This is a genomic window from Actinomycetospora sp., assembly GCF_036497585.1.
In the GTDB taxonomy this organism is placed as follows: domain Bacteria; phylum Actinomycetota; class Actinomycetes; order Mycobacteriales; family Pseudonocardiaceae; genus Actinomycetospora.
Window position 1 is genome coordinate 1 of sequence record NZ_DASXJD010000241.1, and the last position, 14,222, is coordinate 14,222.

The 14,222-nt window shown below is 73.4% G+C and carries 14 protein-coding genes; 3 read left to right on the top strand and 11 right to left on the bottom strand.

Annotated elements, in window-relative coordinates:
• Positions 1–123 precede the first annotated feature (123 nt).
• Together VGH76_RS25090 and VGH76_RS25095 are read right to left on the bottom strand one after the other, a co-directional pair.
• Positions 124–435 carry a hypothetical protein gene (locus tag VGH76_RS25090; protein WP_331559486.1) on the bottom strand — a complete coding sequence of 104 codons (312 nt, stop codon included), beginning with the start codon at positions 433–435 and terminating at the stop codon, positions 124–126.
• 8 nt (positions 436–443) lie between these two features.
• Positions 444–1,607 carry a hypothetical protein gene (locus VGH76_RS25095; protein WP_331559487.1) on the bottom strand — a complete coding sequence of 388 codons (1,164 nt, stop codon included), beginning with the start codon at positions 1,605–1,607 and terminating at the stop codon, positions 444–446.
• 124 nt (positions 1,608–1,731) lie between these two features.
• Here VGH76_RS25095 and VGH76_RS25100 point away from each other — a divergent pair, with 124 nt between their 5' ends.
• Genes VGH76_RS25100 through VGH76_RS25110 form a run of 3 tightly spaced genes read left to right on the top strand, consistent with a single transcriptional unit; the run spans position 1,732 to position 2,781 of the window.
• Positions 1,732–2,073, top strand: a complete 342-nt coding sequence (locus tag VGH76_RS25100; protein ID WP_331559488.1) for a metalloregulator ArsR/SmtB family transcription factor — start codon at positions 1,732–1,734, stop codon at positions 2,071–2,073.
• On the top strand, positions 2,042–2,515 hold the full coding sequence (locus VGH76_RS25105; protein ID WP_331559490.1) for an SRPBCC family protein: 474 nt from the start codon (positions 2,042–2,044) through the stop codon (positions 2,513–2,515). The genes VGH76_RS25100 and VGH76_RS25105 overlap by 32 nt, the downstream gene beginning before the upstream one ends.
• The gene (locus tag VGH76_RS25110; protein WP_331559491.1) at positions 2,512–2,781 is read left to right on the top strand and encodes a YciI family protein; all 270 of its coding nucleotides are present in this window, start codon (positions 2,512–2,514) and stop codon (positions 2,779–2,781) included. The genes VGH76_RS25105 and VGH76_RS25110 overlap by 4 nt, the downstream gene beginning before the upstream one ends.
• A 318-nt stretch (positions 2,782–3,099) precedes the next feature.
• Here VGH76_RS25110 and VGH76_RS25115 read toward each other — a convergent pair whose 3' ends face one another.
• The 9 genes from VGH76_RS25115 to VGH76_RS25155 all read right to left on the bottom strand — a co-directional run bounded on the left by VGH76_RS25115 (position 3,100) and on the right by VGH76_RS25155 (position 14,211).
• Complete coding sequence (locus VGH76_RS25115) at positions 3,100–4,821, bottom strand: acyclic terpene utilization AtuA family protein (RefSeq protein WP_331559492.1); 1,722 nt, start codon at positions 4,819–4,821, stop codon at positions 3,100–3,102.
• Positions 4,818–5,615, bottom strand: coding sequence for a TIGR03084 family metal-binding protein (locus VGH76_RS25120; RefSeq protein ID WP_331559493.1), 798 nt, complete (start codon positions 5,613–5,615; stop codon positions 4,818–4,820). Before VGH76_RS25120 ends, VGH76_RS25115 begins: the two co-directional genes overlap by 4 nt.
• 4 nt (positions 5,616–5,619) lie before the next feature.
• A complete protein-coding gene (locus VGH76_RS25125) occupies positions 5,620–6,384 on the bottom strand; it encodes an enoyl-CoA hydratase/isomerase family protein (protein WP_331559495.1) in 765 nt (254 codons plus the stop codon).
• The gene (locus tag VGH76_RS25130) at positions 6,381–7,910 is read right to left on the bottom strand and encodes a class I adenylate-forming enzyme family protein (RefSeq protein WP_331559496.1); all 1,530 of its coding nucleotides are present in this window, start codon (positions 7,908–7,910) and stop codon (positions 6,381–6,383) included. The genes VGH76_RS25125 and VGH76_RS25130 overlap by 4 nt, the downstream gene beginning before the upstream one ends.
• The gene (locus VGH76_RS25135; RefSeq protein ID WP_331559497.1) at positions 7,907–8,722 is read right to left on the bottom strand and encodes an enoyl-CoA hydratase/isomerase family protein; all 816 of its coding nucleotides are present in this window, start codon (positions 8,720–8,722) and stop codon (positions 7,907–7,909) included. The genes VGH76_RS25130 and VGH76_RS25135 overlap by 4 nt, the downstream gene beginning before the upstream one ends.
• Complete coding sequence (locus VGH76_RS25140) at positions 8,719–10,308, bottom strand: class I adenylate-forming enzyme family protein (RefSeq protein WP_331559498.1); 1,590 nt, start codon at positions 10,306–10,308, stop codon at positions 8,719–8,721. Before VGH76_RS25140 ends, VGH76_RS25135 begins: the two co-directional genes overlap by 4 nt.
• A gap of 146 nt (positions 10,309–10,454) precedes the next feature.
• Positions 10,455–12,443 (bottom strand): acetyl/propionyl/methylcrotonyl-CoA carboxylase subunit alpha, encoded by a 1,989-nt coding sequence (locus tag VGH76_RS25145; protein ID WP_331559499.1) that lies wholly within the window; start codon positions 12,441–12,443, stop codon positions 10,455–10,457.
• 5 nt (positions 12,444–12,448) lie between these two features.
• Complete coding sequence (locus tag VGH76_RS25150) at positions 12,449–14,047, bottom strand: acyl-CoA carboxylase subunit beta (protein WP_331559500.1); 1,599 nt, start codon at positions 14,045–14,047, stop codon at positions 12,449–12,451.
• A gap of 2 nt (positions 14,048–14,049) precedes the next feature.
• Positions 14,050–14,211, bottom strand: coding sequence for an AMP-binding enzyme (locus VGH76_RS25155; RefSeq protein WP_331559501.1), 162 nt, complete (start codon positions 14,209–14,211; stop codon positions 14,050–14,052).
• Positions 14,212–14,222: the final 11 nt, after the last annotated feature.

A 14,222-nucleotide genomic window follows, 5' to 3' on the forward strand; every position in this document is an offset into this window, starting at 1 on the left:
GAGGACATCCCGAATCACCCGCATCGATCGACGACCTCCCGATGGTCAGCGTCCCGGCGTCGGAGAGTAGTCGGCACGACCGCGTGGCCGCGTCAACCGATGAGGTCGTTTCTCCTGACACCTCTAGGGCGGGCGGAACCCGGCGGCGAGGTCCGCGTCCCGGGTCGCGTAGCCCTGGGCCGAGCCGCGCAACGCGTCCCCCAGGGAGCGGATCGCGTCGGCCTCCCCGGCGAACGCCTCGAGTCCCTCGGTCACCTTCGGCTCGTACTGCGCCGCGAACGCCCGACCCTGCTCGTCGGTGCCGGGGTAGTCCCCGAGGCCGCCCAGGGCGGAGCGCAGCCCGGCGAGCGCGTCCGCCACGATCCTCGCCGCCTCGTCGAAGGGCGCGGCCGCGGCGGTCAGCTCGCGGGGCTGCGTCGTGAAGCCGTCGTCCACGGGGCCTCCTACGGGAACCAGATGCTGTGGTCGTCGAAGACGAAGCGCACCGAGTCGGGCGGCTCGTGGCCCTGGAGCAGCACGCGGGTGATCGCGGCGAGCAGTCCCTGCCCGGCGGTGTCCACGTCGAGGTCGGTGCCGCGCGCGTCGATGACGATGTCCCCGCTGCCGTTGCGGGCGAGCCGGCCGTTGGCCTCGAGGATGGCGTTCTCGACGGCGGCGCTGGTCGGTTCCTCGGGGCGCAGGAGCTCGGTGAGCCGGCCCTGGTCAGCGGGGGAGGACCGGACGAGTGCGGCCGGATCGGTCCCGGGCCGGGCGTGGACGCTGCGGCCCTCCGCCTCGAGCAGCCGCGCCACCGGCCGCTGCTCCGGGACGAGGGACGCCGTCGGGGTCTCGTGGAGGCCGGGGCGGAAGAGCGGGCCGAGCGCGCCCCGGGTCGCCGGGTCGAGCGCGGCGCTGATGCGGCCGTCGAGCTCGCCGAGGTCGTCGGCGGCCGTCCTGGGGACCGGACCCGGCCGCGGGATCACCGGGGCGATCCCGCCGAGCAGCCCGCCGAGGGCGCCGCCCGACACCGCGGAGCCGACCACCTCCGACGCCGAGAACCCGCCGTCGTGGAACGCCTGGACCCGCAGCGGCTGCGCCACGGCCACGTCGACGACGGCGCCCTCGACCGCGCCGAACGCGATCCCGACGACCGCGCCGCCGGCGATCGCGGCCGCCGTCGCCGAGAGCTCCACCCCGATCGCGCTCGCCGCGGCCACCAGCCCGGCGCTCACTCCGGCGGCGGCCGCGGCCGACGTCCCGAACGTCAACCACGCGAGCCCGACCCCGGCGGCGATCGTCGCGCCCGCCGTCACCGCCAGTTCCTCGATGCGGCGCTTCGCGTCGGCGACGGCGTCGGCGTAGCGGGCCAGGGCGTCGCCCAACGCGCGGGCGCCCGCGGCGTCGTCGTGCAGCGTCTGCTCGTGCCGCTGCCATGAGGCGCCGAACTGCTGCGCCGCGTCGCCGGTCCAGCTCGCGGCGGCCTGCGCGGTGCCGGCACGGCCGATGTCGGCAGCCTGGTCGAGCGCGGCCGCCGTCCGGGTCCACGCCCGCGACGCCTCGCGCAGCCCGTCCTCGTCCGCCGACGGCCACCACAGCCCGACCTCGGAGACGACCTCCTCGACGCCCACCGCCTCAGCCGCCCGTGTCGCATTCGTCCATGTCGTCGACGGTAGGAGGGCGGGCGGCGTGCCGGGGGCATTTTGGCGGAAGTCCTGGGCAGGAGTATCGGTAAGTGCTAGCTTACGGTTCGTCATGACGAACGCTTCCGCGATGCTGACCGCCCTCGGCGACCCGACGAGACAGTCGATCATCGACGCCCTCTCCCGGGAGCCGCTGGCGGTCGGCGAGCTCGCCCGCGTCCTGCCGATCAGCCGGCCGGCCGTGTCCCAGCACCTCAAGGTGCTCAAGGACGTCGGCCTCGTCCGGGACCGGCAGGAGGGGACGCGTCGGCTCTACCAGGTCGATCCCGACGCCCTGGCGCAGGTGCGACGACACCTCGACGCGTTCTGGGAGCGGTCGCTGGCGGCGTTCGAGCAGAGGACCCGATCCGAGGAGGACCACGATGACCCGAGCGATCCCGGCGATCCGCCGTGAGGTGACCGTCGGCGTCGGACGCGACCGTGCGTTCGAGCTCTTCACGTCGGACATGACGTCGTGGTGGCCGCCCGCCCACCACATCGGCTCGGCGCCGATCGCCGAGATCGTCGTCGAACCGTTCGAGGGCGGGCGCTGGTTCACCCGGCACGAGGACGGCAGCGAGACGGACACGGGCGTCGTGACGGCGTGGCAGCCTCCCGACCTGCTGGCCGTGACCTGGCAGCTCGGCGCGGACTGGCGACACCACGACGACCTGGTGACGACGGTGGAGGTCCGGTTCTCGGAGGCCGGTCCGGGGTCGACGCGGGTGGAGCTCGAGCACCGCGACCTCGAGGCGTTCGGCGAGTCCGCCGAGGCGATGCACGGGACGTTCGAGTCGGACGGCGCCTGGACCGCGACCCTCGCGGCCTACGCGGCGGTGGCCGGAGCGGCGTCGTGAAGTACGTCCTGTTCTACGAGGCGGCCCCGGACGCCGCGACGACCGCGCCGGCCAACGTCCCGGCGCACCAGGAGCTGCTCGGCGAGTTCCACGGGCGCGGCGTGCTGCTCATGGTCGGGCCGTTCACCGACCTGGCCCGGCGCGGGGCGATGGCGATCTTCACGACCCCGGAGGCGGCCGCGGAGTTCGTGGACCGGGACCCGTTCGTGGCGCACGGGGTGGTGGTCGGCCACGAGGTGTGCGAGTGGAACGAGGTGCTGGCCTGACGGCTGCGGACGCTGCGCGGGCGGCACGCCGACCTCCTCGTCGGCGAGCCGGCCCTGCTCGACCGCGTCCATCAGCTCGTCGATCGCCCGGCTCGGGTCGTCGGCCTCGAGGGCGTCGTGGGCGATCTCGGTGAGGTCGCCCTCGGTCAATGAAGTGGCCACGTCGTGGCACCGTAGGCGGGTTGCGCGAGGTCTCGCTGCGAGCCCCCCGGCTGAGCGGGCGCTGATCCGGTTCCGTCGATCGCCCGAGGGTCTGAAGGCTCCTCGCACAACCGAGTGACGGTGACTCGGTTGCACGAGTGCGGTCGGCGCCGGGACTCACCCGACGCCGAGCAGCGCCTCCGGGACGTCGACGACGCGGCTGCGCAGGTACTCGCCGAGCCCCTTGGCCTGCGGGTCGGGGCGGGTCGAGGAAGCCACGCCGTCGCCGAGGATGCCGTGGACGACGACGTTGAGCGCCCGCAGGTTCGGCAGCTCGTGGATCTCGAGGTCCAGCTCCGCGACCTCGGCACCGAGCAGATCCCGCGCGCGCTCGACGGTGAGGAAGGCACGCAACCACGCGTAGGCCTCGTCGCTCCGGGCCCAGACCCCGATGTTCGCGTCGCCGCCCTTGTCGCCGGACCGTGCGCCGACGACCCGGCCCATCGGCGCCCGCGTGGTCGGGCCGGCCGGGAGCTCCGAGGAAGGGACTTTCCTGCCACTGGATGCCAGCAACGACGCTCCGCCGGCACCCGACGGCGGGTCCGCCACCACCCGCCGCTCCCCGTCCGGCAGCACCACCGTGTGCGTCACCGCCTCCCGGGGCACCGCCGCGGCCCGGTAGACGCCGAACGCCGACTCGGTCGACGGCGGCGTCGTCGTGTGGAAGCCCGCGTACCCGCCGAGGGCGAGCTCCATCGTGGCGTTGGAGAACGAGCGGCCGACCACCCGCGGGTCGGGGTCCTTCACGGTGACCCGCAGGTGCGCGGTCGCCTCCGCGTTCGACGCGGCGTCGGGGTGGTCGAAGCGCAGCAGCCTCACGTCGACCTCGGCGAACCGGTCCCGCCCGCCGAGCACCTCGAACAGCATCGACTCGGCGTGCGCGGCCTTCGCCTCGATGTCGAGCCCGGTCAGCACGAGCGTCATCGTGTTGCGGTAGCCGCCCGCGTCGTTGAGCGCGACCTTGAGCGTCGACGGCGGCGCCGACCCGCGAACGCCGCTGATCCGCACCCGGTCCTCGCCGTCCTGGGACAGCGAGACGGTGTCGAAGTGGGTCGTGCAGTCGGGGCCGAGGTAGGCGGGCGCGGCGATCTCGTAGAGCAGCTGCGAGGTGATGGTGCCGATCGAGACGAGCCCGCCCGTTGCGGGGTGCTTCGTGATCACCGACGAGCCGTCGGCCTCGACCTCCGCGATCGGGGAGCCCGGGTATCGCCGGTCGGTGACCTCGTCGAGGAACGAGTAGTTCCCGCCGGTCGCCTGCGGGCCGCACTCGATGACGTGGCCCGCCACGACGGCGCCGGCCAGTGCGTCGAACTCGGACCGGTCCCACCCGTGCCACCACGCGGCTGGGCCCACCACCAGCGACGCGTCCGTGACCCGACCCGTGACGACGACGTCCGCCCCCTCAGACAGCGCCTCCGCGATGCCCCACCCGCCGAGGTACGCGTTCGCCGACACCGGCTTCCCGACGACAGCCGGGCTGATCGCGTCGAGCGATCCCCGCAGGTCGTCGCCCTCCACGTACGCGACCCGCGCCCCCGTCCCGAGCTCGGAGATCGCGGCCGCGAGCCCGGCCGGGTTGAGACCGCCGGCGTTGGACACGACCTTGATCCCACGCGCGACGCAGTCGGCGAGCACGTCGCGCATCTGCGTCAGGAAGGTCGTGGCGTACCCGGCGTCGGGGTCCTTGGCCTGGGCCTTCGCGAGGATGAGCATCGTCAGCTCGGCGAGGTAGTCCCCGCAGACGACGTCGACCGGGCCGCCGTCGAGCATCTCCCGCGCGGCGTTCAGCCGGTCGCCGTAGAAGCCGGAGATGTTCCCGATCCGCACGGCCCGCGTCATCGCACCGCTCCCGACGGTGCCCGTCCCGTCCCCGCCTCGCCCGCGAACGCCTGCCCGATCTCCACCCACTCGGTGGCCGCGTCGCCGACCACCTCGAGCGCGAGGTCGTCCCGGTGGCGGCGCTGGGTGATGAGCAGGGCGAAGTCGAGCGCCGGGCCGTTGATGCGGTCCGCGGCGTCCTCCGGACCCCAGGCCCACGTCGACCCGTCCGGCGCCACCAGCTCGACCCGCACGGGCGCCTCGGGCATCGACCGGCCGTGCGCCAGGTAGCTGAACGCCCGCGCCCCGACCCCGATGTGCGCGACGTGCCGTAGCCGCGCCGAGGGCTCGTGGACGGCGCCGACGGTGTCGCACACGTCCTGCGCGTGCGCCCAGGTCTCCATGATCCGGGCGGTCAACGACGACGCCGCGCTCATCGCGGGGCCGAACCACGGCACCCGGGTCGACGGGTCGAGCTCGCGGAACGCTGCGATCAATCGGCCCCGTGCGTCGTCGAACCAGGTCAGCAGCTCGGCGCCCGAGAGGGCGCGGAAGCGCTCGGCGATCGTGTCCGGGCTGACTCCGCCCTCGGCGTCCATCTGCGCCTTTTCCGCGGCGAACGCCTCGGGGTCGGTCGCCGAGCGCAGCGCGACGTCGTCGAAGTAGGCCAGGTGCGAGACCTGGTCGCCGATCGTCCAGCCGGACGCGGGCGTCTCCCGCCGCCAGTCGGCCTCCGGCAGCCCCGCCAGCACGTGGCGCAACTCGGCGGACTCGGCCGCCAGGTCGTCGCACAGCGCCGTCATCGACACCGGCATCTCGCTACCTCCCCGTCCAGACCGGCGTGCGCTTGTCGCGGAATGCCGCCGGGCCCTCCTGCGCGTCCGCCGACCGGTACACCGGCGCCCAGATCTCCTCGGCGCGTGCGTACGCCTCGTCCCGCGACGCCTCCGCCGACAGGTACGCCGTCCGCTTCGCCGCCCGCACCGACAACGGCGCGTTGCCCGCGATCCTCGCGGCCAGCTCGCCCACGCGCTCGCGGAGATCACCCGCCGGCACCACCCGGTTGACCAGGCCCACCTCGTACGCGCGCCGGGCGTCGATCGGGTCGCCGGTCAGCAGGATCTCCAGCGCCACCCGCGGCGGAACCAGCCACGACAGCGGCGCCGCCCACGGCGAGCCCCGCCCGACCTTCACCTCCGACACCGCGAACCGCGCGTGCTCGGCGGCGACGACGAGATCGCATTGCTGGGCGAGCAGGAACCCACCCGCGTAGGCGACGCCGTTGACGGCGGCGATGGTCGGCTTCTCGACGTCGATGGTGCGCCCGAACTGCGGCAGGAAATCGGGCGGCGGGATCTCCAGCGCCGACTCGGCCATCTCCTTGAGGTCGCCACCTGCGCAGAACGCCTTGTCGCCGGCACCGGTGAGGACGAGCACGGCGGCGGATTCGTCGGCGACGAACCGGCGCGCGCCCTCCCACAGCCCGTCGCGAACGTCCTTGCTCAGCGCGTTGCGGGCCTCGGGTCGGTTGATCGTCAGCCAGGCGACCCGGTCGACGACCTCGTAGAGCACCGTGTCCGTCACGGGAAGATCCTCCGCAGTTCGGGCCGGTTCAGCTTGCCGCTGCCGGTACGCGGCAGGGCCTCGACGATCTCGATCCGCCGCGGCCGGTGCATGCCCTGCAGGTCGGGGTGCTCGGCGCACCAGCGGTCGAGCGCCTCGACGGTGATCCCGGGCCGGTTGGGCACGACGACCGCGGTCACCTGCTCCACCCAGCGTTCGTGCGCGGTGCCGATGACGGCGACCTCGGCGAGGTCGGGGTGGCCCGCGAGGTGCTCCTCGACCATCTGCGGGAACACGTTCTCGCCGCCGGAGACGATCATGTCGTCGATGCGGTCGACGTAGTAGAGGTAGCCGTCGGTGTCGCGGGACATGAGGTCGCCGGTGCGGAACCAACGGCGCCCCTCGTCGTCGACCGCCCACTTCTCCGGCGCCTCGAGGTGCCAGTACCCGGGCGTCACCGCGTCGCCGTGCACCCACAGCTCCCCGACGCCGGGGTCGCCCGGCTCCAGGTCCGGGCTCGAGCCCGATTCGTGGCTGTCGACGGGGACGAGACGGATCGCCACGATCTGCTCAAGCGGCCGCCCCATCGAGTCAGGGCGGCGCTTCTCGCCGGGGTGGTAGGTGACGACGAGGCCGTTCTGCTCGGTCTGGCCGTAGATCTCGGTGCCCGGGATGCCGGTGCCGCGCTCGAGTCGCTCGATCGCCGCGGTCGGGGTTCGGGAGCCACCGAACATGCAGAAGCGGAAGGAGTCCAACCGGACCGGATCGCGGGCGGTGCGGTTCCCGACGTCGATCATCATCGTCGAGATCAGCCCGCCGACGGTCGGGCGCAGCCGCTGGGCCAGCTCGAGCCACACCTCGACGTCCCACCGCGGCATCAGCGTCATCTGCCCGCCGCGCAGCAGCAGCGGCAGCATCGCGAGCTGCAGGCCCCCGACGTGGAAGATCGGCATGCAGTTGAGCACGTGGTCGGTGGCGGTGACGCCGTAGAACTCGATCGCGCCGTCGACCTCGGCGACGACGTTGCGGTGCGTCTGCCGCACGCCCTTGGGCACGCCGGTGGAGCCCGAGGTGTACATGAGCAGCGCGTCGTCGTGGTCGAGCCGCGGGACCACCTCGTCGGTCGACCCGTGCGCCGCGACCGCTCGCGCGAACGAGCCCTCGGGACCCGTCGTCAGCAGCGACGGCGTCGCGCCCTCCAGCAACGACTCGACCCGCTCCACGTCGCCGGGCGGCAGCACGAGCACCCGGCATCCGGAGTCGGTGACGGCGTGGCGCAGCGGTGCGTCGGGGAAGAGGTAGTTCAGCGGTACCCCGACCGCCCCGGCCTGCCACGTCCCGAGCAGCCCGACGACGTACTCGACCACGTTGGGCAGGAAGAACCCGACCCGCTCGCCGGGGGCGATGCCGGACGCCCGCAGGTACGCGGCGAACCGGCCCGCCCGCTCCGTGAGCTCGGTGTAGGTCAGTTCGAGGTCGTCGTGGCGGACCGCGAGGTCGTCGGGATGGTCGGCCGCCGCGCGCCGCAGCAGGACGTCGATGTTCATATGTCTCTCCCCGTCGCTTCGCTCGCCCCTGACCCCGCGCCCCTTCTCCGTCGGAACGTCTCGAACCCCTCGGTCGCGGGCCGCGAGCGCAGAGCGGCGGCCTGCGTGACGGCCTCGCGCTCGAGCGAGCCGCGCAGGTCGTCACTGCTGGAGTGGTTGATCAGTCGCTTCGACAGCGCGACGGTGTAGGACGGGAGCTCCGCGAGCTGCCCGGCCAGCACGACCGCCCGTTCCAGCGCCGCCTCGGCGTCGGGCTCGACGGCGTTGGCGAGGCCCAGCTGCTCGGCGCGCCGCGCGTCGATCTCCGGGGCGAGCAGCATGAGCTCCTTGGCCCGTTGCATCCCGACGAGGCGTGGGAGCAGCCAGGCGCCGCCGACGTCGGGGACGACACCGCGCCGCACGAAGATCTGGCAGAGCCGCGCGTCGGAGCTCGTGACGACGAGGTCGCACGCCAGCGCGAGGTTCACCCCACCGCCGTAGGCGATCCCGGAGACCGCCGCGACGACCGGCAGCCGCGACTCCCAGACCTCGACGACGAGCCGGTGGAACGCCCGCATGAGCGCGAGCAGCGCCGGGTCGTCGTCGGCGATGTGCTCGAGGATCGAGTCGGCGTCGCCGCCGGCGGAGAAGTGCCCGCCGACGCCAGTGAGCACGACCGCCCGGACGGCGTCGTCGTCGGCCGCCGCGCGCAGCGCCAGCTCGAGGGCCTCGGCGGTGGCGGTGCTCATCGCGTTGCGCCGGGCGGGGCGGTCGATCGCGATGATTCGCACCGGGCCGCGGTCGGTGGTGGTGATCCCGCTTTCGTCGCTCATCGGACGCGCTCCGCGGGGTCCGCCCCGCGCGCGGCGAGGACGTGGCGCTGCAGCTTGCCCGTGGTACTGCGCGGGATGTCGGCGGCGTCGAGGAACGCGACGTAGCGCGGGACCTTGAACCCGGCGAGGTGCTCGCGGCAGCGCTCGACGATCTCGTCGGCGGTCACGGTCGAACTGGGCACGCGGACGACGGCGACCTTCACCGTCTCGCCCCACCGCTCGTCGGGCACGCCGTACGCGCACACCTCCTGAACCCCGGGCAGGCCCGCGATCGCGCCCTCGACCTCGGCCGGGTACACGTTCTCCCCGCCGGTCTTGATGAGGTACCTCACGCGGTCGACGAAGGCGAGCGTGCCGTCGTCGTTGCGGCGCAGGACGTCGCCGGTGTGCAGCCAGCCGCCGTGGAACGCCTCGTCGGTGGCCTTCGGGTCGTCGAGGTAGCCGGTCATGAGGCCCGGCCCGCGCACGACGCACTCGCCGGGGGTGCCGTCGGGGACGTCGTCCATGTCGGGGTAGACGAGGCGCACGTCGACGAGTGGCGTCGGCGTCTTGCGCAGGTGTGGCGCCTCGCCGGGCCCGGAGAAGCCGTGGGCGAGGACGTAGCTGGTCTCGGTCTGGCCGAACGCGTCGCAGAAGCGGATGCCGTACTTCGCGGTGAGCTGCCGGACCACCGTCGGCATCATGTTCGCGTAGCCGATGGCGAACCGGAACGAGTCCAGCCGTCGCGATCCGATCGGCTCGGCGAGGACGTCGGTGATGACGCCGGGCAGCAGCAGCGTCCAGGAGAGCCGGTCACGCTCGATCAGGTCGAGGATCCGCGCGGGGTCGGCGCGGCGCAGGCACGCGAAGCGGCCGCCGGTGAGCAGGGTGCCGTAGAGCGACTCGTCGCCGGCGCAGTGGAACATCGGCAGCCAGCCGATGAACCCGTCGTCGGGGGTGAGCCCGAACCACTGCGCGAGGCGCAGCCCGCGGATCGCGGCGGCCTGCTGGGTGATCATCGCGCCCTTGGGTGGGCCGGTGGTGCCAGAGGTGTAGAGGACGACGTGGAGGTCGTCGGGCTGGGCGGCCGGGTCCGGGGGCGGGTCGTCGGAGCGGGGGAGCGGGGCGAACCCGGGGCGCTCGTCGAGGCAGTACCAGGCCGTGACGCTCGGACTGCGGTCGCGGATCGCGTCGGCGCTGGGGGCGAAGGTGCCGGAGGTGACGAGGGCCGACGGCACGGCGGAGGCGACGATGACCGCCAGCTCGTCGGGGTGCAGCCGGACGTTGAGGGTGATCAGCGCGACGCCGAGGCGGGCCGCCGCGGTGTAGAGCTCGACGTAGGCGGGGCGGGTCTCGGAGAGCACGGCCAGTCGGTCCCCGCGACGCAGGCCCGCGGCGTGGAGGCCGGCGGCGAGCCGGTCGGTGCGCTCGCCCAGCTCGCGGTAGGTCCACGACGGTTCGTCGGGCTGGTCCGAGGTGATCGCGACCCGGTCGGCGAACACCCGGAACGCGCGGCGGAAGAGTGCGTCGACGGTCGCGCCGGTGGCCTCGTCGACGAGTGCCGACAGCCGTGTGCGGGACGCACCCGGTGGGGCGGGGTCGTGCATCGGCGCGGGCGGCGTGTGCGGCGTGCCGGCTTCTTCTGCGTGATCTGCGGCGCCCGACCGTGTGCGCGCCGCACCAGTTCTGGCGCCGCTGTCGCCGCCCATCTGGCCGTGTGCGCGCTGCACACGGGGCGGGTCGCCCGCCGCGTTCACGACGCCGCCTCCTCGGGCTCCGCGGCGTCCTCGACGACGGCCAGCACCTGCCGCGTCTCGACCTGGTCGCCCGGGGCCACGTGCAGCTCCCCGACGACGCCGTCGACCGGCGCGGCGACCGTGTGCTCCATCTTCATCGCCTCGAGGACGACGAGCGCCGCGCCTGCCGTCACGCTGTCCCCGGTCGAGGCCAGGACCCGCACGACCGTCCCCGGCATCGGGGCGAGCAGCGACCCGGCGTGCGCGACGGCGTTGGGGTCGGCGAAGCGGGGGACGTCCGCGAAGGCGCTGGACCCGTCGGGCCCGTCGACGAAGGTCCAGCCGGAGGTGCGGTGGATCCGGTAGGTGCGGCGCACCCCCTGGACCTCGAGCGACACGTGGTGCGGCTGCGCCGCATGGGAATGAATCTGCTCGTCCCCACGACCACATCCGTTCACATGGGCTTCCAGCCCTTCCCGGCGAAACGCATACGTCACCTCGAGCGTCCGGTCGCTCGCGGTGTACCCGACGCTCTGCGGGGGCCCGCCGACGTTGCGCCACCCCGACGGCAGGCCGCGCAGCACCGGCGCGTCGGCCCGGTGCTCGGCCTGCAGCGCGAGCGCCGCCGCGACCGCCCGCGCGCCCTCGCCGTCGTCGGGCTCCGGCGTGACGAGCTCGGGGTGCCGCGGCAGGAAGCCGGTGTCGGTGCCGCCCGCGAGGAACTCCTCGTCGCGCAGGATGCCGACGAGCAGGTCGCGGTTGGTTGTCACGCCGTGGATCTCGGCTCGCGCCAGCGCCCGCGCCAGGGTTCGGGCTGCTTCCGCCCGCGTGGAGCCGTGCGCGATGACCTTGGCGAGCATCGGGTCGTAGTGCGGGCTGACGACGGAGCCGTCGGTCACCCCGGCGTCGACCCGGACCCCCGGCAGCTCCGGGATCGCGAACCGGTGCAGCGTCCCCGTCGCGGGCAGGTATCCGGCCGGGACGTCCTCGGCGTAGAGGCGAACCTCGATCGCGTGCCCAGCAACCCGAGCCGTCCGCGCGTCATCCGGCAGCGGGTGCCCTTCGGCGATCCGCAGCTGCAGCGCAACCAGGTCCAGGCCCGTGACCAGCTCCGTCACCGGGTGCTCGACCTGCAGCCGGGTGTTGACCTCGAGGAAGAAGAACTCCTCGGACTGGTCGAGGACGAACTCGACCGTCCCCGCACCGGTGTAGCCGATCGCCGTCCCCGCCGCGACCGCCGCCGTCCCGAGCTCGGCCCGCAGCCGGTCGTCCACCGCCGGCGACGGGCTCTCCTCGACGATCTTCTGGTACCGGCGCTGGATGGAGCACTCGCGCTCGAAGAGGTGCACGACCTCGCCGCCGGAGTCCCCGACGATCTGCACCTCGAGGTGCCGCGGGTCCTCGACGAACCGCTCGAGGAACACCGTCCCGTCGCCGAACGCCGACGCCGCCTCGCGCCGGGCACCGTCGACGGCCTCGCGCAGCTCCCCGACCGACCGCACGATCCGCATCCCGCGCCCGCCGCCGCCGAACGCCGCCTTGACCAGCACCGGGAAGCCGATCTCCGCCGCCACCGCCTCCAGGTCCGTCGAGTCGGTGACCGTCGCCCCCGGCAGCACCGGCACCCCGGCCGCCGCCATCAGCGACTTCGCCTCGAGCTTCGACCCCATCGACGCGATCGCCTCGGGCGTCGGCCCCACGAACGTCAGCCCCGCCGCCGCGCAGTCGCGCGCGAACCCGGCGTTCTCCGAGAGGAACCCGTACCCGGGATGCACGGCGTCGGCACCCGTCGCCCGGGCCGCCTCGATCACCAGGTCGGAGCGCAGGTAGGTCTCCGACGGCGACGCTCCCGGCAGCCGCACCGCCTCGTCGGCGAGCGCGACGAAGGGCGCGTCGGCGTCGGGGTCCGAGTGGACCGCAACCGTGGCGATCCCCAGGGAGAGCGCCGTGCGCATGACGCGGGAGGCGATCTCGCCGCGGTTGGCCACGAGCAGCTTCTGGATCACGGCGCTCACATCCGGAAGACGCCGAAGCCACGACGGCCGGCGACGGTGTTGGAGTGCACGGCCGAGAGCGACATGCCGAGCACGGTGCGGGTGTCGCGGGGGTCGACGATGCCGTCGTCGTAGAGCCGCCCCGAGATGTAGAAGGAGTGCGACTCGGCCTCGATCTGCGCCTCGATCGCGCGGGTCCGGGCGGCGTCGGCCTCCTCGTCGAACGGCTTGCCCTGCGACGACGCCGAGGCCCGCCCGACGATCGACATCACGCCGGCGAGCTGCGCCGCCCCCATGACCGCGAGCTTCGCGCCCGGCCACGCGAACATCAGCCGCGGGTCGTAGGCCCGGCCGGACATCCCGTAGTTCCCCGCCCCGAACGACGACGCCATGTTGATCGTGACGTGCGGGACGCCGCTGTTGGTGACGGCGTTGATCATCTTGGCGCCGTCCTTGATGATCCCGCCCTGCTCGTAGTCGGTGCCGACCATGTAGCCGGTGGTGTTCTGCAGGAAGACCAGCGGGGTGTCGGTCTGGTTCGCGAGCAGGATGAACTCGCTGGCCTTCTTGGCCTCGTCGCTGAAGAGCACGCCCCGGTGGTTCGCGAGCACCCCGACCGGAAAGCCGTGGATGTTCGCCCAGCCGGTGACCAGCGAGGTGCCGTAGACCGGCTTGTACTCGTCGAACTCCGAGCCGTCGACGGTGCGCGCGAGCACCTCGCGGGGGTCGAAGGGCACCTTGGTGTCGGGCGGGAGGAGCCCGAGGATCTCCTCCGGGTCGCAGCGGGGTTCCGGCGCGTGCGACGACGGCGCCGGGCCCAGCTTGTGCCAGTGGAACCGGGACACGATCTCGCGGCCCAGCCGGATCGCGTCGTGCTCGTCGGTGGCGAAGTAGTCCGAGAGGCCCGAGACCCGGGAGTGCATGTCGGCGCCGCCGAGGGACTCGTCGTCGGCGGTCTCGCCGGTCGCCATCTTCACCAGCGGCGGGCCGCCGAGGAACACCTTCGCTTGGCGGTCCACGAGGACCGCGTAGTCGCACATCCCGGGGACGTAGGCGCCGCCGGCGGTGGAGTTGCCGAAGACCAGCGCGATCGTCGGGATGGCCATCGAGGAGAGCTCGGTGAGCTCGTGGAAGATGCGCCCGGCGGGGACGAAGAGGTCGGCCTGCGTCGGGAGGTCGGCGCCGCCGGACTCCACGAGGTTGATCACCGGCAGCCGGTTGAGGCGTGCGATCTCCAGCGCCCGCAGCGTCTTGCGCAGCGAGTACGGGTTCATCGCGCCGCCGCGCACCGTCGGGTCATGCCCGATGACCAGGCACTCGACGCCGCTCACCACCCCGATACCCGTCAGGACCGACGCCCCGACGGTGAAGTCGGTGCCCCAGGCCGCGAGGGCGGAGAGCTCGAGGAACGGCGAGTCCGGGTCGAGCAGCAGCGCGAGCCGCTCGCGGACCGGGAGCTTGCCCCGGTCGCGGTGGCGCTGCATGTAGCGCTCGCCCCCGCCGGCGACGACGGCCTCGAGCTGCTCGTCGAGGGCGGCGATGAGCTCGAGCTGGGTCTTGCGGTTGCTGACGTAGGTCTCGGAGCTGGTGTCGAGCAGTGACTGCAGGACGGCCATGCCTAGCGGCCTCCGTAGTGGTCGGTGTGGAGGTCCCGGACGACGTTCTTCTGGATCTTCCCGGTGGAGGTCCGGGGCAGTTCGTCGACGACGATCACCGACTTCGGGACCTTGTAGCCGTCGAGCCGGTCGCGGAGCGCGGAGATGAGCTTGTCCGGCTGCACCGTCGTCCCGG

What these genes read in the sequence shown, in the direction of transcription:
- VGH76_RS25135 (WP_331559497.1), bottom strand. Translation starts at nt 8,722, where the DNA reads ATGAGCGACGAAAGCGGGATCACCACCACCGACCGCGGCCCGGTGCGA.
- VGH76_RS25130 (WP_331559496.1), bottom strand. Translation starts at nt 7,910, where the DNA reads ATGAACATCGACGTCCTGCTGCGGCGCGCGGCGGCCGACCATCCCGAC.
- VGH76_RS25105 (WP_331559490.1), top strand. Translation starts at nt 2,042, where the DNA reads ATGACCCGAGCGATCCCGGCGATCCGCCGTGAGGTGACCGTCGGCGTC.
- VGH76_RS25115 (WP_331559492.1), bottom strand. Translation starts at nt 4,821, where the DNA reads ATGACGCGGGCCGTGCGGATCGGGAACATCTCCGGCTTCTACGGCGAC.
- VGH76_RS25120 (WP_331559493.1), bottom strand. Translation starts at nt 5,615, where the DNA reads ATGCCGGTGTCGATGACGGCGCTGTGCGACGACCTGGCGGCCGAGTCC.
- VGH76_RS25100 (WP_331559488.1), top strand. Translation starts at nt 1,732, where the DNA reads ATGACGAACGCTTCCGCGATGCTGACCGCCCTCGGCGACCCGACGAGA.
- VGH76_RS25140 (WP_331559498.1), bottom strand. Translation starts at nt 10,308, where the DNA reads ATGCACGACCCCGCCCCACCGGGTGCGTCCCGCACACGGCTGTCGGCA.
- VGH76_RS25150 (WP_331559500.1), bottom strand. Translation starts at nt 14,047, where the DNA reads ATGGCCGTCCTGCAGTCACTGCTCGACACCAGCTCCGAGACCTACGTC.